Annotated in this window: 15 protein-coding genes and 2 tRNA genes; 4 read left to right on the top strand and 13 right to left on the bottom strand. The window is 41.6% G+C overall.

Annotated elements, in window-relative coordinates; all coding sequences use genetic code 11:
* Nucleotides 1–99 precede the first annotated feature (99 nt).
* The 10 genes from rpoC to LEP1GSC203_RS09365 form a co-directional block, all read right to left on the bottom strand.
* Entirely contained in the window at nt 100–4398 is a 4299-nt protein-coding gene (gene rpoC, locus LEP1GSC203_RS09410) for a DNA-directed RNA polymerase subunit beta' (RefSeq protein ID WP_002973914.1), read from the bottom strand.
* 14 nt (nt 4399–4412) lie between these two features.
* Nucleotides 4413–8099 carry a DNA-directed RNA polymerase subunit beta gene (gene rpoB / locus LEP1GSC203_RS09405; protein ID WP_002973774.1) on the bottom strand — a complete coding sequence of 1229 codons (3687 nt, stop codon included), beginning with the start codon at nt 8097–8099 and terminating at the stop codon, nt 4413–4415.
* Between the two features lie 125 nt (nt 8100–8224).
* Entirely contained in the window at nt 8225–8605 is a 381-nt protein-coding gene (rplL, locus tag LEP1GSC203_RS09400) for a 50S ribosomal protein L7/L12 (RefSeq protein WP_002974199.1), read from the bottom strand.
* A gap of 36 nt (nt 8606–8641) precedes the next feature.
* Nucleotides 8642–9175: a 50S ribosomal protein L10 gene (gene rplJ / locus LEP1GSC203_RS09395; protein ID WP_002973573.1), complete on the bottom strand. Its 534-nt coding sequence runs from the start codon at nt 9173–9175 to the stop codon at nt 8642–8644.
* Nucleotides 9176–9187: 12 nt separating this feature from the next.
* The gene (gene rplA, locus LEP1GSC203_RS09390) at nt 9188–9880 is read right to left on the bottom strand and encodes a 50S ribosomal protein L1 (protein WP_002974044.1); all 693 of its coding nucleotides are present in this window, start codon (nt 9878–9880) and stop codon (nt 9188–9190) included.
* A gap of 24 nt (nt 9881–9904) precedes the next feature.
* A complete protein-coding gene (gene rplK / locus LEP1GSC203_RS09385; RefSeq protein WP_002973616.1) occupies nt 9905–10330 on the bottom strand; it encodes a 50S ribosomal protein L11 in 426 nt (141 codons plus the stop codon).
* A gap of 39 nt (nt 10331–10369) precedes the next feature.
* The gene (nusG, locus tag LEP1GSC203_RS09380) at nt 10370–10957 is read right to left on the bottom strand and encodes a transcription termination/antitermination protein NusG (protein WP_051064156.1); all 588 of its coding nucleotides are present in this window, start codon (nt 10955–10957) and stop codon (nt 10370–10372) included.
* Complete coding sequence (gene secE, locus LEP1GSC203_RS09375) at nt 10933–11121, bottom strand: preprotein translocase subunit SecE (protein WP_002973751.1); 189 nt, start codon at nt 11119–11121, stop codon at nt 10933–10935. The genes nusG and secE overlap by 25 nt, the downstream gene beginning before the upstream one ends.
* Before the next feature lie 43 nt (nt 11122–11164).
* A tRNA-Trp gene (locus tag LEP1GSC203_RS09370) sits at nt 11165–11238 on the bottom strand.
* A 5-nt stretch (nt 11239–11243) separates the two neighbouring features.
* Nucleotides 11244–11315, bottom strand: a tRNA-Thr gene (locus LEP1GSC203_RS09365).
* 213 nt (nt 11316–11528) lie between these two features.
* On the opposite strand from LEP1GSC203_RS09365, the gene LEP1GSC203_RS09360 reads away from it, so the two are divergent.
* From LEP1GSC203_RS09360 to LEP1GSC203_RS09350, 3 genes are all read left to right on the top strand, one after another.
* Nucleotides 11529–12221 carry a hypothetical protein gene (locus LEP1GSC203_RS09360; protein ID WP_002974413.1) on the top strand — a complete coding sequence of 231 codons (693 nt, stop codon included), beginning with the start codon at nt 11529–11531 and terminating at the stop codon, nt 12219–12221.
* A 58-nt stretch (nt 12222–12279) separates the two neighbouring features.
* Nucleotides 12280–13047, top strand: a complete 768-nt coding sequence (locus LEP1GSC203_RS09355) for an SDR family NAD(P)-dependent oxidoreductase (RefSeq protein ID WP_002974534.1) — start codon at nt 12280–12282, stop codon at nt 13045–13047.
* 144 nt (nt 13048–13191) lie between these two features.
* The gene (locus tag LEP1GSC203_RS09350) at nt 13192–13491 is read left to right on the top strand and encodes an ArsR/SmtB family transcription factor (RefSeq protein ID WP_002973834.1); all 300 of its coding nucleotides are present in this window, start codon (nt 13192–13194) and stop codon (nt 13489–13491) included.
* 3 nt (nt 13492–13494) lie between these two features.
* On the opposite strand, the gene rfaD is transcribed toward LEP1GSC203_RS09350, so the two are convergent.
* A complete protein-coding gene (rfaD, locus tag LEP1GSC203_RS09345; protein WP_002973668.1) occupies nt 13495–14466 on the bottom strand; it encodes an ADP-glyceromanno-heptose 6-epimerase in 972 nt (323 codons plus the stop codon).
* Between the two features lie 94 nt (nt 14467–14560).
* Nucleotides 14561–16333 carry a UbiD family decarboxylase gene (locus LEP1GSC203_RS09340; RefSeq protein ID WP_002973690.1) on the bottom strand — a complete coding sequence of 591 codons (1773 nt, stop codon included), beginning with the start codon at nt 16331–16333 and terminating at the stop codon, nt 14561–14563.
* 53 nt (nt 16334–16386) lie between these two features.
* Here LEP1GSC203_RS09340 and LEP1GSC203_RS09335 point away from each other — a divergent pair, with 53 nt between their 5' ends.
* Nucleotides 16387–17928, top strand: a complete 1542-nt coding sequence (locus tag LEP1GSC203_RS09335) for a phosphatase domain-containing protein (RefSeq protein ID WP_002974337.1) — start codon at nt 16387–16389, stop codon at nt 17926–17928.
* 32 nt (nt 17929–17960) lie between these two features.
* On the opposite strand, the gene LEP1GSC203_RS09330 is transcribed toward LEP1GSC203_RS09335, so the two are convergent.
* Nucleotides 17961–19430, bottom strand: a complete 1470-nt coding sequence (locus LEP1GSC203_RS09330; protein WP_002974216.1) for an acyltransferase family protein — start codon at nt 19428–19430, stop codon at nt 17961–17963.
* Nucleotides 19431–19436 lie beyond the last annotated feature (6 nt).

Raw genomic sequence — 19436 nt, 5'->3', positions numbered from 1 at the left:
GTTTTCGTCCAAAATTCCAGATAGGGACATTTTGTAAACGAAAACATGATTTTGTCCCTAGAAACTCTCGAAAAGTCTCTAGAGACAAAAGGTTAGGATTTAATCCTCGTCGTCTTCTTCGGCTTCCTCAGCTTCTTCTTCCAACTCATCTTCGTCCTCGTCCTCTTCGGCAACGAGTCTAGTCAAGGTAGCGGCAGAAACAGGCGCTGCTTCAGAAAGTTCCGAAACTTCTTCTTCCTCTTCTTCCGTTTCCAAGTCCCAATCTAAGTCTCCAGGCATTTCCTTAAAAACTTCGATGTCACGGTATTTTTTCATACCTGTTCCCGCAGGAATCATGTGACCGATGATTACGTTTTCCTTAAGACCGACTAAGTTGTCTGTTTTTCCTTTAATCGCCGCATCGGTTAGAACCTTTGTGGTTTCTTGGAAAGATGCTGCAGAGAAATATGACTCAGTATTGAGGGATGCTTTGGTAAGTCCAAGAAGGACTGGAGTTCCTTGTGCAGGAGATCCCCCTTCTTTTTCCACTCTGTCATTTTCCTCATCAAAAAGGAATTTATCCACTTGCTGTTGGTTTACAAAAGAAGTGTCTCCACTATCAGTGATGATCACCTTACGAAGCATTTGGCGAACCACAACTTCGATGTGTTTATCGTTGATATGAACCCCTTGCAGACGGTAAACTTCCTGAACTTCGGATACTAAGTATTCGTGAAGTGCATTTGGTCCTTTGATCGTTAAGATATCATGTGGATCAAAGTTTCCTTCATCCAATTGGTCTCCTCGTTTCACAAAGTCCCCTTGGCGGACACGAATTTGTTTTCCAATCGGAATCGCTACTTTTACTTTTTCGAGTTCTGCGGTTTCTGGAATGATATAGAGAATTCGTTTTTCTTTTACGATTTCCCCTTTGTCTTCGATCTTTCCGTCAATTTCCGCAAGTGTGCAGGCGTCTTTTGGACGACGAGCTTCGAAAAGTTCATCTACCCGTGGAAGACCACCGGTGATATCTCGTGTTTTTTCTGCAACAGATGGAATCTTGAAGATCACATCCCCTTCTCGCACTTTATCTCCATTTTGGAATTGGAGGAGTGCATCAACCGGAACAGAGTATCCATCAGATCCCACGACTACTTTCGGAACCAAACGGTCTTTTTTCTGTTCTACAACTTTTAAAATGATATTCGATGTTTTTGGGTCCACATCACGACGAACGTTTTTACCAATCTCCAAATCTTCCCAGACAATAGTTCCTGCAGTTTCAGAAACTGCAACTTCGTTGTATGGGTCAAACTCAGCAAGTGCCTTGTTTTCTTCTACGATTTGGCCTTCTTCAGTGCGAAGGATGGTTCCAATTTTCACAGGAAGGACAAAGTCATCCCCGAGAATACGAAGTGTAGTTCCCACAAGTGAAACGGTTCCCGCTTGGTCAGAAGTGATTCGTTGTTCTGTGGATTCACCCACTTGCGTTGCGAATACTTCCCCTTTTTCCAAACGTTGTCCATCCACAATACGAACACTGGAAAGTGTATCTGTATTGAACTCTTGGATAAGTCGGTTCACAATGATGGTTCCGCGACGAGCAAAAACCTTTGCTCCATTCGCATTAGTCACCAAACGTCCGTTAATTGACTTCACGAGAGAACGATAAGGAACTTTATGTTCTTTTTCCTGAATGGTAGCAGAAGCTGCACCACCCACGTGGAATGTTCTCATGGTAAGCTGAGTTCCCGGTTGGCCAATGGATTGTGCTGCAATGGTCCCCACTGCTTCCCCAATTTCGGCAGGAACGAGTCGTGCCATGTCCATACCGTAACACTTAGTACAAATTCCGTGACGTGATCTACAAGTGAGTGGTGATCTTACTTTGATTTTATCGTAACCAAGGTTTTCTATTTGTTGGCCAATCGCTCTTGTAATGAGTGTGTCTTTCGGGAAAACCACTTTTTCGGAAACTGGATCCACTAAGTCTTCTGCCGTATAACGGCCGAAGACGCGGTCTCCCAAGGAAACAATTACATTTTCCCCTTCTTTTACAATTCCGAGAGTAATGTTTGCTTTAGTTCCACAATCATCTTCAGAAACGATAACGTCTTGAGAAATATCTACAAGGCGACGAGTGAGGTAACCCGCATCGGCAGTTTTTAACGCTGTATCCGCGAGACCCTTTCTCGCACCGTGAGTGGAGATAAAAAATTCTAATACTCCGAGACCTTCACGGAAGTTGGAACGAATCGCAAGTTCGATGATTTCCCCAGACGGTTTCGCCATAAGACCCCGCATCCCTGCGAGCTGACGAATTTGTTGTTTGGAACCACGAGCACCAGATGCTGCCATCACGAATACTGGGTTAAACCCACCTTGGTCTTTTTCCAATTCCTTAAACATCCCATCAGTAATCTTGTCATTGGTTTTGGTCCAAATCTCGATTACTTTTTTACGACGTTCTTCGTTTGTGATGATACCTTTACGATACTCCATATCCGCTTTTTCTACTTCTTTGTTGGCATCGTTGACAAGTCCCTCTTTTTGTGGAGAAACTCGGATGTCATCAATGGAAATTGTAGGAGCAAAGACTGTTGCGTATCGGTATCCAAGACGTTTGATTTCATCAAGCATCACAACAGTGATCCCTGGTCCAAACTTCTCGTATACGTCTGCAATGATTTTGTTCGTTTCTTTATCACCGAGGGTTCTGTTGATATAAACATACCCTTTTGGCATTACCTGGTTAAATATAAGTCTTCCAGGAGTGGTTTCGATGATTTTTCCTTCATGGAGAACAGAGATTTTGGAGCGAATTTCCACAGTTTTTGTTTCAATCGCATACATTACCTCTTCAAGACCTGTAAAGAATTTCCCTTCCCCTTTTCCGTCTTTCACTTCGGAAGTAAGGTAGTAAATTCCAAGAACGATGTCTTGTGTTGGTCCGCAGATCGGTTGTCCATTGGCAGGATTCAAAATGTTATGTGGTGATAACATAAGCATCCAAGTTTCGAGCTGTGCTTTAGGAGCAAGCGGAACGTGGATGGCCATTTGGTCCCCGTCAAAGTCGGCGTTAAACGCGTGACATACGAGAGGATGGAGTTTGATTGCTTTTCCTTCTACAAGGACTGGTAAAAATGCTTGGATTCCTAGTCTATGAAGAGTCGGCGCACGGTTGAGAAGTACTGGGTGTTCTTTGACTACAGTTTCCAATACATCAAAAACTTCTTTGTCTTCTGCTTCGATTTTTTTCTTCGCAGATTTGATGTTTGGTGCAAGTTCCAAATCCACAAGGCGTTTCATAATGAATGGTTTGAATAGTTCCAAAGCCATTTTTTTAGGAAGACCCATTTGGTGGTATTTAAGTTCAGGACCAACAACGATTACGGAACGACCCGAGTAATCCACCCGTTTTCCAAGTAGATTTTGACGGAACCGACCTTGTTTTCCTTTGAGCATATCGGAAATTGATTTGAGTGGTCGGTTTCCTTTTCCTTTCACAGTTCGTTTGCGACGGCTGTTATCGAAAAGTGCATCCACAGCTTCTTGTAACATACGTTTTTCGTTCCGTACGATAATCTCGGGAGCTTTTAATGCTAGAAGGCGTTTCAGTCGGTTGTTACGATTGATCACTCGACGATACAAATCGTTTAGGTCGGAAGTCGCAAAACGTCCTCCTTCTAATTGCACCATCGGACGAAGTTCTGGTGGGATCACAGGAACTACATCAAGCACCATCCATTCTGGACGATTTCCGGAATCCCGGAACGCTTCCAATACTTCTAGGCGTTTGAAAATACGTTTGTCGGAGATTTTGTTTTTATCTTGGATTTTTTGGCGGATCACCCGAGCTTCTGCATCCACATCAATGCGTGCGAGAAGTTCTTTGATGGCGTCCCCACCGATTCCTGCGATAAATTTATCACCGTATTCATCTAAATAATTATGGTATTCATCTTCATCAATCAGCTCCCCACGATTCCTTCCAGAATCAGCAGGATCAATGATTACATACTTCTCAAAGTAAAGAACACTTTTGAGTTGGTTGATCGTCATATCAAGTAGGAGTCCCATTCGAGAAGGAACCGAACGATAATACCAAATATGCGATACAGGGGCCGCAAGTTCAATGTGTCCCATTCTCTCACGACGAACTTTGGAGTGAGTTACTTCCACCCCGCATTTGTCGCAAACCACCCCTTTGTAACGGATGGATTTGAATTTACCACAGTAACATTCCCAATCCTTAGTGGTTCCGAAGATTTTTTCGCAGAAAAGACCATCTCGTTCCGGCTTTAGGGTACGGTAGTTGATCGTCTCAGGTTTTTTGACTTCCCCAAACGACCACTCTTTGATCCGTTCGGGTGATGCCAAACGGATCGTAATCGATTCAAAACTATTGTAATTTCTCATACTTTTTCCCTTCCCTAAACGTTTTCAATGGTCTCGAACTTGATTTTCTTTTTGTTTTTCGAGAATTCATCTTCGTAATCAGAGATATCCACTTCCAATCCTTCGGAGTCTTTGATAATGATATCAAGAGCAAGTCCTCGGAGTTCTTGTACAAGAACGTTGAATGATTCAGGAATTCCCGGTTTGATCGAGTGGATTCCTTTTACTATCGCTTCGTAAATTCTTGCACGTCCTAACATGTCATCTGACTTAATGGTAAGTAACTCTTGTAAGGTGTGTGAGGCACCATATGCTTCCAGAGCCCAAACTTCCATTTCCCCAAGCCTTTGTCCCCCGAACTGCGCTTTACCACCGAGAGGTTGTTGCGTAACGAGTGAGTAAGGTCCAGTAGGTCTTGCGTGAATTTTGTCATCCACCAAGTGGGCCAGTTTTAACATGTAGATATAACCGCAGAATACTTGGTTGATGAATTTTTCGCCCGTTCTTCCGTCGTATAACTGAAATTTGCTGTTTTCTGGTAGTCCTGCTTTTTTGCAGAATTCATGAACATCACCTTCGGTCGCTCCGTCGAACACGGGAGTTTCAAAGTTGATCCCTAGTTTTTTAGCAGCAAACCCAAGTTGGGTTTCAAAAATCTGGCCGAGGTTCATCCGTGAAGGAACCCCAAGTGGGTTTAGAACGATATCCACAGGAGAGCCGTCTTCCATATATGGCATATCTTCTTGTGCCATCACACGTGCGACTACCCCTTTGTTTCCATGTCGACCCGCCATCTTATCACCCACGAGGAGTTTCCGTTTACGAGCCACATAGACTTTTACCATTTCTTCCACGCCGGCAGCGAGTTCGTCGCCAGTTTCACGGGAATAACGTTTGATATCGATGACAGTTCCTTCGAAACCGTTTGGCATACGAAGTGAGGAATCCCTTACTTCTTTTGCCTTCTCTCCAAAGATGGAGTGTAAAAGTTTGTATTCTGGAGTAAGGTCTGTTTCTCCTTTTGGAGTTACCATACCTACGAGGATGTCACCAGGTTTTACTTCGGCACCCACACGGATCACACCGGACTCATCCAAATCACGGAACGCTTTGTCCGAAAGATTGGGAATGTCGCGAGTGATTTGTTCTTGTCCAAGTTTCGTTTCCCGAGCTTGGATTTCGAATTCTTCAATGTGGATGGAAGAGAAAACGTCGTCTTTGATGATTCGTTCTGAAATCAGAATCGCATCCTCAAAGTTGTAACCTTCCCAAGGCATAAAGGCAACGAGTACGTTTCTACCAAGCGCCAAGTAACCAGCGTCAGTGGAAGGACCGTTCGCAAGGACAGTTCCTTTTTGCAGGATCTGACCAAAGTCACCGTATTTTTCCCCTTTGATGATTTGTCCGGCAACCGGAGCTCCAATTCCTAAGTCTTGGCCTTCTTTCACAACGGCCACAAACTGAACTTCTTCCGAATGGAAAAGTTCGTGGATTTCTTTTTCTCCGTTTGAAGCTGTGAGCTCCACTCGTTCCTTGGAAACTTTACTTACCTTTCCACCAGTGGTTGTGTGTAACATAGCCACGTTTGGTTTTTGGTTAAAACAAGTTCCTTGGTTGGTTTTTTTGAATTTAATGAGTGGGTAATGAACAATCTCTTTGGATTGGTCTTCTTTGATCCAAACACCAGTAGCATCTACTTTTGATACCACTCCGTCTTTTTTGGCAACAATACAAACCCCAGCATCATATGCGGCGCGGGCTTCCATACCAGTTCCCACAAACGGAGCTTCTTCCGTAAGAAGTGGAACGGCTTGGCGTTGCATGTTGGAACCCATGAGTGCGCGGTTCGCATCATCATGTTCCAAAAACGGAATGAGGGCTGTAGAAACAGAAACCACTTGGAGTGGTGCTAAATCCATATATTGGATCTCTGCTGGGCTACGGAAAGGAAAGTCCCCTCTATGGCGAGTAGAGATCAGTTTGGAAGTAAATTCCCCCTTATCATCTACAGTCGAATTTGACTGTGCCATGTAGTGGTATTCTTCTTTGTCTGCAGTGAGATACTCTACTTGTTTTTGAACTTTACCGTTTTTGACAAGGCGGTAAGGAGTTTCAATAAAACCGTAATCGTTTACACGTGCAAAACTAGACATGGAAAGAATGAGACCAATGTTTGGACCTTCCGGTGTTTCAATTGGGCACATACGACCATAGTGAGAATAATGAACGTCACGAACTTCGAAACCAGCTCTATCGCGAGAAAGTCCTCCAGGACCAAGTGCGTTTAACCTACGTTTGTGGGTAAGTTCTGCGAGTGGATTTGTTTGGTCCATAAACTGAGAAAGTTGTGAGGAACCAAAAAATTCATTGATCACGGCAGTGATTGGTTTGATGGAAATGAGAAGCTGAGGAGTTTGTTGTTCTGGCTCCTGAACTGTCATTCTTTCTTTAATCACTCGTTCTACGCGAGAGAATCCTAGTTTTAATTGGTTCGCAATGAGCTCACCAACGGAACGAATCCTTCTGTTTCCTAAGTGGTCAATGTCATCCGGATAGTAGTTTTCCGCTTCTGACATGAGCATGACTAAGTAACGAACTGTTTCAATAATGTCGTGTTTACGAAGGACACGGTCTTCTGCTTTCGCAAAATCTTTCGGGTTATTGAATTCAAACTTACTGTTAATTTTGTAACGACCTACGATTCCCAAATCAAAAGTTTTAGGAGAGAAAAAGAGGCGTTTTAGTTCCGCTTCTGCGTTTTCAATCGTAGATGGTTCCCCTGGTCTCATGATTGTATGGAATTTTTTAACTGCGTCTTCGTAGTCGTTCACGCCGTCTTTTTCCAAACAGTTGATAAGAACTGGGTTGTCTTTTCCTTTCGGAAATTCAATGACATCCACATCTTTTACCTTCATTTCACGAAGGATGGAGATATTATCTTCATTGATTTTGGAACCGGCATCGAGCATTACCTCTCCCGTTTCCATGTTGATGATATCAGCGATGGTTCGGCGTCCAATCAGACGTTTTAGGTCTTTTGGATTGGCACCTGCAATCTTCATTTTTGAAGATCCGTAAAAAAGACGAAGTACTTCTTCGTTCGTTCCCATTCCCATTGCTTTGACAAGAAGGGTCGCTGGGAATTTTTTCTTACGGTCGATTTTCGCTACAAGGATTCCCTTGTTGTCCATCTCGAATTCCAACCAAGAACCTCGGTAAGGAATGACCCGTGCAGAAAATGTATCTCGCACTTGGTCGTAAGAAAAGAAAATACCAGGGGATCTGTGAAGCTGACTCACCACTACTCTTTCTGCACCGTTGATGATGAAAGTTCCGTGGTCTGTCATCACAGGAAGGTCTCCCATGTAGACAACTTGCTCCCGGATCTCTCCGGTATCTTTGATGATCAGTCGAATGACTGCTTTTAGTGGAACAGCAAAAGAAGAATCAGTGTCTTTGCACTCTTGTGGATCACGTTTTGGTTCACCCAAGATATAATGGCCATATTCCATGACCATATCGTTGTTTGGCGATTCGATGGGGAAGGATTCGCGGAAAACCGCTTCCAACCCTTGGTTCAAACGTTTCGTCGGATCTTTCACTTCCGACTGGAGAAACCAATCAAAGGATTTTTTCTGTACGTAGATAAGATTAGGAAGTAAATTGAGGTCGGTAATTTTACCGAAATTTACCCGGTTTCTAATTTGCATTCGGGTATGCATGGAATACTCTCCCTAGAGACGTCAAAATAATAGATGGTATGATAAACGAAAAAATAGAGGTGGGGACGCCTACGGCCTCCCTGCCTCTAAGTTTTTGAAGACTGGGTTTAAAAATTGGCAACCGATTAACCGGCAGCAGCAACTTCTACTTGAGCCCCAACACCTTCGAGTTTTTTCTTAATATCAGCAGCTTCGTCTTTAGAAACGCCTTCTTTCACTGATTTTCCACCAGCTTCTACAAGCGTTTTCGCATCTGCCAATCCAAGACCAGTGATTTCGCGAACGAGTTTAATAACGTCGATCTTTTTGTCACCGTGTGCTTTCAAGATTACATTGAAAGTTGCAGGCTCTTCAGCAGCAGCTGGACCACCTGCACCCGCAACAGCCGCTACCGCAACTGGTGCAGCAGCAGAAATCCCGAATTTGTCCTCCATCTTTTTCACTAGATCAGCTGCCTGAACTAGTGTAAGACTTCCAATTTGTTCTAATAGCGCGTCAACAGACATCCTATATTCTCCTTATCCTACTAATCACTATGATTACTAATTGCCGTTTTTCTCGGCTACAGCATTGATGGCGCGTGCCAATGATGCCATGATTTGATTGATTCCAGAAGCAATTTGCGTTGCAGGAGCATTGATCCCGCGAGCCACTTGCGCAAGAAGTTCTTGTTTGGACGGAAGTCCAGCAATCGCCTCTACTCCAGACTTACCCAAAACTTCCCCGTCCATATAGCCGGTTCGAATTTCGAGTTCCTTCTTATCTTTTGCAAAGTCCTTACAAACTTTCGCTACTGCTGGAAGTGCATCCAGAGAGAAAATAGCTGCAAGTGGTCCTTTGTAAACATCTCCAAAATCGATGGAGTTGTTTTTATGTTCAGAAGACTCTTTTAATGCACGGAGAAAAAGGTTATTTTTGATAACCTTCATTTCCGATCCTTCTTTGCGAAGTTTCGCACGAAGGTTAGACATATCTTCAACAGTTAAACCGCTGTAAGATGCTAAAATGAAATTGGGTCTTTTTTCAAGACGACCTTTAAGTTCCGCTACTGCTTCAATTTTAGATGAATTTGCCATTGTTCTTACTCGTTATATGTTCGCGTTTACTAGTTCTTTCACATCGACTTTCACGCCGATTCCCATAGTTGCCGCAACAGAGAAAGACTTTAGGTAATCACCTTTCGCATCGGAAGGTTTGTCTTTCATAAGGGCAGCCACTACTGCATTGATGTTGTCAGAAAGTTTGTCATCAGAGAAGGAACATTTTCCAACACCTAAGTGAACCACTCCCCCTTTGTCAGGGCGGTATTCAATTCGACCGGCTTTGAGTTCTTTTACTGCTTTTGATACATCAGTAGTCACTGTTCCTGCTTTTGGTTTTGGCATAAGGCCCTTACGCCCAAGAACCGGACCAAGTTTACCCACTTCCTTCATCATATCAGGAGTAGCAACGCAAGCGTCAAAATCAGTCCAACCACCAGCCACCTTTTCAATCAGATCCATATCACCGACAAAGTCAGCACCCGCTTCCTTTGCTTCGTTTTGTTTGTCTCCTTTGCAGAAAACCAAAACCTTGATTGTTTTTCCAGTTCCGTGGGGAAGAGAGATTGTCCCTCTTACGTTTTGGAGAGATTTATAATTGATTTTAGTCGAAATCTCTAATGTTCCATCAAATTTGGAAAAACTAGTAGCTTTTGCCAAACCGACTGCATCGCCAAGGGTATAAGCCTTAGTACGATCGACTTTCTCTTTGAGTTGGATATACTTTTTGCCGCGTTTCATGACTTCAGTTCCCGTTTCCTATGATTACTCGACGTTTACACCCATGGAACGGCAGGTTCCAGCAATAATGTTGATTGCTGCATCCATATCGTTCGCATTGAGGTCTTCCATCTTAGTTTTTGCAATTTCTTCTAGTTGAGCTCGTTTGATTGTTCCCACTTTTACAGTGTGCGGAGTGGCAGATCCACCCGGTATGCCAAGCGCCTTCATTACAAGAAGAGCTGCTGGAGGAGATTTAGTTACGAATGTAAAACTTCTGTCAGAATAAACAGTGATGACCACTGGAAGTTTGAGTCCCATTTGAGTTTTTGATCTCTCATTGAACTGTTTACAAAATTCCATAATATTGAGTCCGGCTTGACCTAGAGCGGGACCTACTGGAGGAGCCGGGTTTGCTTTCCCTGCTTCCACTTGGAGTTTAATTTGTTTTACTACTTTCTTTGCAGCCATCTCGTTTAAAGTTCCTTACTAAAAGTCAATCTATCAGTTCTATTGTTCCGATTTTACTTGGAGGTAATCCAACTCTACTGGAGTAGATCTTCCAAAAATTTCTACACGAACGCGGAGCCTTCCCTTATCAGGAAAGATTTCATCCACAAGACCTGTGAAATTTGCAAACGGACCATCTATAATTTTCAATGTTTCGCCCACTTTGAATAGGAAACGTGGTCTCGAAACTTCTTCCGATTCCACACTTCCCACATCACTGAAGAGATTTTTGATCTCATCGAGAGATAGTGGCTCCGGACCTTTTCCTTTTCCGCCTACAAATGTAGACACAGAAGGTAAGTTCTGGATTTTAAATCGAAGGTCATCGGTCATATTCATCTCAACGAGAACATAACCCGGCATGAGTTTCTTCTTTGTGACCTTCTTCTTGCCGTTTTTCATTTCGGCAACTTCCATTGAAGGAATTTTTACCGCAAAAATTTGGTCTTCCAGCTTTTGTTGTTGGACCATCTTTTCAATGTTTGTCTTCACCTTATTCTCGTGACCGGAATAAGTCTGAAGCACATACCATTTTTTATCTAAAGAATCGCCCACGTCCCTACCTATGTTCCTAATGCCCAGAACCATTTTAGCAGTTTCAGAAAAACAAAATCCGAAGCTGATAAAAATAGGGAAAAAATAAATACTGTAACTAGGACTACAACGGTAGAACTCACTACCTCTTGGCGCGTAGGCCAATGCACTTTTTCAAGTTCTGCTTTACATTCCTGAATGAAACTCGTAGCTTTCATTGATCCTTGTCCTGTTCTCTAATTCTATATATTCTGCAGTATCTGGCAGGGCTGGAGAGAATCGAACTCCCACCAAGGACTTTGGAGATCCTAGTTCTACCATTAAACTACAGCCCTAAACAAGCCCTCTACCAGGCTTGAACTGGTGACCCCTTCCTTACCATGGAAGTGCTCTACCACTGAGCTAAGAGGGCAAACGTTTCCCACCCAAGCGCGGGTTTCCAAGCGAGGCTAGGTTTTTTACACTATTTTAAATGAGGCTCTTTGGTCAATGGAAAATGAGTTTATTTCCTGGAAATGGTGAAAAAACAAGAAAAACCATGAATTTCCCTTGAGATTTTAGTTGTGGATTTCCCGGTTCGATAATAGAACCATGTGGGAACAGTCCCCGCTTTAAGGAATGATTCGTGGCGAAACCCTTTTTAGAATTAGAAACACAAATCCCCGATTTGGTAAAGGCAAAATCCAAAATTGTAGTACGTTCGTCGCGGATGAATCGCCAACTGGAACAATATGTCCTTGGTCTTATCACAAACATTTTAGCCGAAGTGAACCAATCCCAATTTGTGGAAATGTTATATACGATCGCGAAGGAATTGACGATCAACGGAATCAAAGCCAACCAAAAACGAGTTTTCTTTGAAGATGAGGGTCTTGACATTACAGATGAAAACGACTACTTCCAAGGAATCAAAGACTACTCCAAAAAGTTTTCTGAAAAAATGGCAGACGAATATGGCAAACGTTGTTTAGCCCGCGGTGTCTATGTCCAAATCAAGTTCCACTACTGCCCGGATGGGCTTCTTGTGGAAGTCACAAACAATACTCCCGTAATCAAAACCGAAGAAGCTCGGATGCGGGAGAAAATGAAAAAGTCTATGAACTATAACGATATTGCTGAGTTCTATATGGACAATATGGACAACACGGAAGGTGCTGGCCTTGGAATTGCACTCATCATGATTCTATTAAAGAACGAAGGGGTTGACCCGAACCTATTTCGAATCATCACCCACCCTGACAGAACTGTCGCACGAGTAGAAATTCCATTTAACGACAATTATGTGTCGTTTCGAAGTGCGGAACTGGCAGAAATCTAACTAAACTAAACCCCTTAATTTTATCGACCACCTGTCTGCCATTTTTACACTGGTGGACATGGAATTAAAAGGTGCAAATATTCTCGTCACCGGATCTGCCGGTGGACTCGGAAAGGCAATGGCTTACCGCTTAGGCAAAGCAGGAGCCAATATCATTCTCTCAGACATCCAAAAAGACAAATTGGACGAAACGGTTACCCTCTTCCAAAAAGAAGGGATTAAAACAACTGGAATTGTTGCCAATGTTGCTAAAGAAGAAGACAGCATTCGGCTGATCGAAGAAGCGGCGGCTTTCCAAGGTAGCCTTGATGTTGCGATTTTGAATGCGGGGATCTTACGAGATGGACTTCTCATCCGTGTGGACAAAGAAACCGGAAAAGTGAAAGGGAAAATGGGAATCGACCAATGGCAATCGGTCATAGATGTAAATTTGACTGGGGTCTTTTTAACTGCTAGGGAAGCAGCAGCAAAGATGGTAGAACAAAAGAAAGGAGTGATCATCCCTATCGCTTCTATCGCTATGCACGGAAACTCAGGACAAACCAATTACAGTGCTGCGAAAGCCGGAGTTGCGGCTATGACTGTGACTTGGTCCAAAGAACTAGCTAAATTTGGAATCCGTGTGGCAGGGATTGCTCCAGGGTTTATCGGAACAGAAATGGTTCTAAAAGATATGAATCCTGAGGCATTAGAGAAATGGAAGTCTATCATTCCCGTAGGAAGACTTGGCGAACCAGATGAAATTGCATCAACGGCTGAATTCATTATCTCCAATGATTTAGTTACCGGTGTGGTTTTAGAAATTTCTGGCGGAGTTAGAATCTAACTTTGATTAAAGATAGCCCTTGGACCAACCCAAGGGCTCATTCAATTTATTTCAAATGGTTTGTCATTTTTTTTACAAACGAAAAAAATTTCGTAGGTAAAATCAGTATCCATTCGTCATAAGGATATAACGGAATCCTTACCGATGAAAATAAAAACAGAACTATCGAAACAACAATTGGAACAAGCCATTAAAGGGATACAAGGTATCGCGCACCCTATTCGTTTATTGATTCTATACACCCTAGCAAAAGAAGAAAAAACTGTGGGTCAACTCGTAGAACTACTTGGAACTAGTCAATCAGCAGCATCTCAACACTTAAGTAAGATGAAAAACAATGGAATCTTAGAATCACGTAAGTCATCAAACCAAGTATTCTACAGTTTGAAAGACCCGAAGTTTAAAGATTTAATCCAAACGATCGTCAAAGTGTATAAAAAGTAAACACTAAGTCTTTTCTTCTAATAAGAAACGAACATATTCACCGACAGCATCCCGGAGGTTAGTATAACCAAAGGGATAACCCGTTTGGTTTATCTTTTCCATCTCGGCACAAGTGTAGTATTGGTATTTGCCTTTGAGCGAATCTGGCATCTCCACGTATTCAATATTAACTTCTTTTCCCATGGATGTGAACAATGCGTTGGCTAAATCATTCCAAGTTTCCGCAATTCCCCTACCGACATTGTACAATCCGTAATTTCGTTCACTCAAAAGAAAAATACTGATTTTACTAGCATCCTTTACATAAAGGAAATCTCGTTTTTGTTCTCCATCTTTGTATTCAGGTTTATAAGATTTGAATAATTTCAATTTCCCCGAATCCCGAATTTGTTCATACCCTTTCAAAACAAGACTACGCATATCTCCTTTATGAGCTTCCCCATATCCAAAGACATTGAAGTATTTGAGTCCAACCAGTTTGTCTGCAATTCCTGTTTTTTTGGCGTAAAGATCAAATAACTGTTTAGAATACCCATACATATTAAGTGGCTTTAGGTTTTCGATCGGAGCTTTGTCATCATATCCGAACTCTCCTTCTCCATAAGTGGCAGCACTCGAAGCATATAAAAAAGGAATCCTTTTGGAAACGGCAAATTCTGCCAGTTTCTTCGTATAATGGAAGTTATTGTGCATGAGATAGGTAGCATCTTTTTCTGTAGTGGCGGAACAGGCACCCAAATGGTAAATTTCAGATATCTCATTTAAGAGGGGACTTCCAGAATCTAACAAAGATTCAAATTGATCTTTTTCGTAATAGTCTTGAAAAAAGTTCCTCTGCAAATTTTTCCATTTCTCTGTGGTCCCAAGATGGTCCACGACCAAAATATCGGAATTTCCATTATGATTCAGATCTTCTATGATTTGCGAACCAATAAGACCCGCACCACCAGTGACTAATGTTAGTTTTTTTCCCATGTATTCGTTTTAGTTTTTTCTATCCAAGGTTTCTTTCTATAAACTTTTTTATATATTAGAAGAAAATCTGACCTTAAGTCCATAGGGATTAAGGTTAAAGGATATCGATCATCCTTCCAAATTTTGAATCTACTTGTTTTACTGTCTCAGATAACGGAACAAGCACTTCTGGGATCCAAGGTTTCATCCTACAATCAAAGACGATTGGAACTTGGTAGGAGATATGGTTGTGTTTAGTTTCTGTTCTTGCGTAAACATCGGAGGCAGGTTCCATCCTTGTAAATATAGTCCAGATAAAATCAGAATCAGATTTGATGGCATCTTCCGAATCATCTACTAAAAATACATAATGGAATCGACCTAAATCTTCTTGGAGTAATCTTTCTGCAAGTGCATCCTCTTTGGCATAGGTTGACCCTTTGACCACAAGAACTCCCGGCAAAAACACTTTAGGATTTTGAAAACGTTTGTCTTTGAAATTTCCAGAAAATTCATTTGGTAAGTTGGGATACTTTAAAGGAGCATTGGCTTCAGTTATTCCCATCCATAACATTTTACTTCCTTTGTTTACAGTTCCACTGGTATAATCCAAAGTATCTTGGCTGATATTGCTAAAAATAAAAAAATCAGTCCTTGGATCACATCTTTCTGTAATCACTCGAAATGTTTCTGAAAAGTTTTTTAAATTCACAGTTTCGTTTGTCACAAGTAAACACTTAGTAAGCGACAATTGTCCTTCACCGAGGATGCGAAGTGCTCCCATAAAGGCTTCTCGGAAGTATCGCTCCTTGACTACAGCCGCGGCCAAAGAATGTACCCCTGACTCTTCATAGGCCCAAACACCGAGTACTTGTGGCATAACCAGTGGAAACATAGGAGATAGTAAATCTTGTAAAAACTCAGCAATGTAATGGTCTTCTTGCGGAGGTCTTCCCACGACAGTCGCAGCCCAAATGGCATCCTTTCGATGTTTTATATGAGTTAAATCCAAATAGGGATAGTCGTGTAACAACGAATAGTATCCATAGTGGTCTCCGAAGGGACCTTCTGGTTTCCTAACATACGGAGGAATGGTACCAATGAGAGCAAAGTCAGCGTCAGCGACAATCGGATAGGGAGAGACCGTTTTGTCTTTTGTCATCCGAAGTTTTTCTCCCATTAAAAAGGAAGCAAATACAAGTTCAGGAATTTCTTCCGGTAAGGGAGCAACAGCAGCTATGGTAAGTGCCGGAGGCCCTCCGATATATACATGAGCGGGAAGAGCCTGGCCTTTTTTTTCGGCTTCATAATAATGAAACCCTCCTCCTCTATGAATTTGGATGTGCATACCGACAGTTTTGTCACCAAAGAGTTGCACGCGGTACATTCCCAGGTTTCCATTGCCGGAATCCGGATGTTGGGTATAAACGAGAGGAAGTGTGACAAAGGCTCCTCCGTCTTTTGGCCAAGAAACCACCTGTGGTAGCTCGTTTGTGGAGAGAACACTACCAGATAGAACTGGGGCCCTTCTCACTTGTTTTAAACCTACTTGGAAAGGCAATAGTCCGAGGGATCGTTCTTTCCAAAGTTTAGAAAACCGGGGAGGGAAAATTTCTTTAGCAAGTTTGGCAAGACGCTGGATCGTCGCTACCGGTTTTGGTCCAAAGGCCAAATGGATTCTCTTTTCAGATCCATAGAGATTGGTGGCAACGGGAAACTTGGTTCCTTTGACATTGGTAAATAAGAGCGCTGGACCTTTGTTTGCCACCACACGCCTTTGGATCTCCGCCAGTTCCAAATAAGGATCCACAGGATCGGAAACTACGTGGAGCTCTCCTTCCTTTTGTAAAAGTCGGACAAAATCATTGGTGGATCGTAGTGAAACCATAAAAAGGAATAGACGGCTCCTTGTTTTCTTAGACGCTATAGGGCATAAAATCTATGTCCCAAGAACCAAATACCACACAACCGATCATTACCGATATCAAAAGAATTGCTGTCTGCGGAGGATCTTTAGGGAGGGAAAGGCGCTCCTACGTCCGAGGGCAAGTGGTCGATGTGGGAATTACAGACCTAATGAAGGCAGAGGGACTTTGGGATTTGGTGACAGGACTCTTTATTGGAGAAGAAACGAAGATCACACCGTTTCTAGATTTTTCTTTGGCACCAGTGAGAAAACCGGTTTTGAAATTGGAAGTCTATGACGCTGGTGGAAATAAAATCTATACTTCAGGAAAAATCAAAGCTGATGAGGATGGATTTTTTTCCTGTGAAATCCGAGACAAACTACCCATTGGATCTCATGACTTTCAGGTGATCTTAGAGGGACTCGATAGTTTTCGCCAATACTCAAAAGACTTAGCCCATTTAAACACAACGGAAGATTCGATTTTAGGAAAGACAACCATCGTAGGTAAAGGCAAACTCAGAATCCTTGCGGAAGACTACAAAGGAATGGTTGTCACCTCCGATATCGACCAAACTTATTTAGCTACGGACATTCATTCGGGAAAAGGAAAGTTTACAGCAGTTTTTGAAACACCTAATCAAAAACAGGCGCTACCAGGAATGCCAGAGTTATATAGAGAGCTGAGAACCTCTCTTTCTAATGCGCCCCTTGCTTTTATCTCCGCAAGCCCTCACTTCTTTCGTAGAACCATGCTTGCCACCATTGCCAAAGACAATATCCAAATTGAATCTTTACATTTAAAGTATTTGGAAGGAACGATCAAAGGTGTTTTTGATAAAGTGCTTGGAACCATTTTTAATCCCATAGAGTTTTTGCAGAACGGTTTCAAACCGGCTTGGTCACGAACCAAAAAATTCTTAGGAGCTTCCTACCAAAGTCTTTTTGACCAAATGTCCTATAAACTTTCCATTCTTCTTTACGATAGAGTGTATCTTCCCACAGAATCCAAAGAAATTCTTTTAGGCGATAATACAGAATCGGATTATATGATTTTTACTCTCTACCAAATCATTTGTATGGGAAAACTCACCGGAGATGAATTAGAAGAGTATCTTTACAAACTAAACTTTCTTGGAAGGGATGCGATCACAAGAGACGCTGCCAAAAAAATCAGACTTCTTTCGGAAGAAATCCATAGAATTCACGGAACCATAAACCCAGTCAGTTTAAGTATCATCAATCGAACAGGCCACGGGCCCAGTGAAACCGAAATGCGTGAAAAAGTAAAGGATGCATTGCCTACGGGAATGTATGAGACTGTTTTTGGAACCAAACAAGCATTTTATGGAACAGAAGGTGCAATGGGAATGTCACTGCTTTTGGAATCCGAGGGTTTTTTTACGATCGAACAGACTCTAGCAGTTGTGGCGGGAATGATTGGAAAGGTTTTAGAGGGGAAATTGGTAGACGAAGGTTTTTTATTAAAACTGATTGAAGACCTAACTCTACCAAAATCGGCAGAGTTAGGTCGGCAAAAATTAAAAGAAGGTCTTGCCGCGGCCTTTCGATCCTAAATCTAGAAACTCAAATACGATTTTTAACCTATTTAATCTTGAAATCGACTCAGATAAAAATAGAAAAATAGTTTTTTCTTAATCAATAGACTAACGATATTGATTAAAATAGGAACTACGAATAACGCCCCAATGACAAAAGTCGTTAGTTCGTTTTTGGGGATAAAATCAACCGCGACCATTTGTTTTAAAATGATAAACGGAAAAAAAGAAAGTAGTGTTAAAAACAAAGAAACTAAAATCCTTTCTTTTGCATTTCCTTTCACATAATAAAAAGTATTGGTAGAAATATCGAAACGTGCCTGGGTCCACTCGCGTATCTTTAAAAAAGGTTTTTCTATCACCAAATAACTTAGAAGTGCAATCAATATTGATATGAGTAAACTGATAAACGATGCTTTTAGGAGACGAGTCACATCATTGTTTTCAACTATTTTATGATCCAAAACTGTAAGCATCACAGTAGTGTTCACTAACATATGGACTAAATAAATTCCATAACTGAGTTTTCCAATAAACACCAAAACAGGGTTTGCTAAAAACCAAGATATTTTAGAAAAGAATCCACCAACGGCTCCAAACACAATGATAAAGGCAAAAAAGGAATAGAAACTAATTCGATAAACAACAAAAAAATGTTTGGCTTCAGAAAACTCCAAAGTGCAAACATAACAGAACAAAATAAAAAAAACACTAAAGACAATATAGTAAATTGTTTTGGCTCTAACAATACTAGATGAAATTTTACCGGCTCGCCAAAGTTCCATCAGAAGAATTCCATACACAAAAGGTTCGAAATGTGTGTGAATCGGATGAAACAAAGTTTGTACGTAAATCTCAAACGAATCAAAAGTAAAATTCAGATAATAATAATTTCGAATTAAAATTGGAAGTGCCAAAAGTAGGACTAAAAAAAACATTTTCTGCGTTCTATTGCGTAGAAATTTTGTATAGAATAGAAATGCAAAAGGCATCGCAACATAGAACTGCTCTTCCATCGAAAGGGACCAGCCATGAACAAGAATTCGTTTCGGAAAATAATTGGATATGTATGCGAAATCTGTCCACCAGTAGGAAAGTTTTAATTTCAACTCAAGAAGACCATCTGTAAATGCATTAGCCTCTTCTAATCCCTGACTTTTCTTTAGAATTCCTGCCATTATGAGAATTGTCACAGATAAAATCACATAAAAAGCGGGGAAAATACGGAGAGACCGTTTGATCACAAAACTTTTCCAACTTTCGAAAAAACTCGCCCGTTCCAATTCCCGAGAAAAGGAAGTGGATACTAAAAATGCACTGATCACAAAGAATAAACTCATAAGAAATTCTACGTTTTGGGCGTTGTGCAAATAAGGCGCATAGTGGCGCGGAAAAGAATCCAAAGAAAAGGCGAAACAATGGAACAGAATTACAAAATAACAACTAAGAGCCCGAATTCCATAAAGCTCATTGATTTCCTTTTTGTTTTTCTTAAAAATCTCAATAAAATATTCTTTCATAATGCT

The sequence above is a fragment of the Leptospira terpstrae serovar Hualin str. LT 11-33 = ATCC 700639 genome (assembly GCF_000332495.1).
In the GTDB taxonomy this organism is placed as follows: domain Bacteria; phylum Spirochaetota; class Leptospiria; order Leptospirales; family Leptospiraceae; genus Leptospira_A; species Leptospira_A terpstrae.
This window is presented reverse-complemented; position numbering and strand designations above follow the sequence as displayed.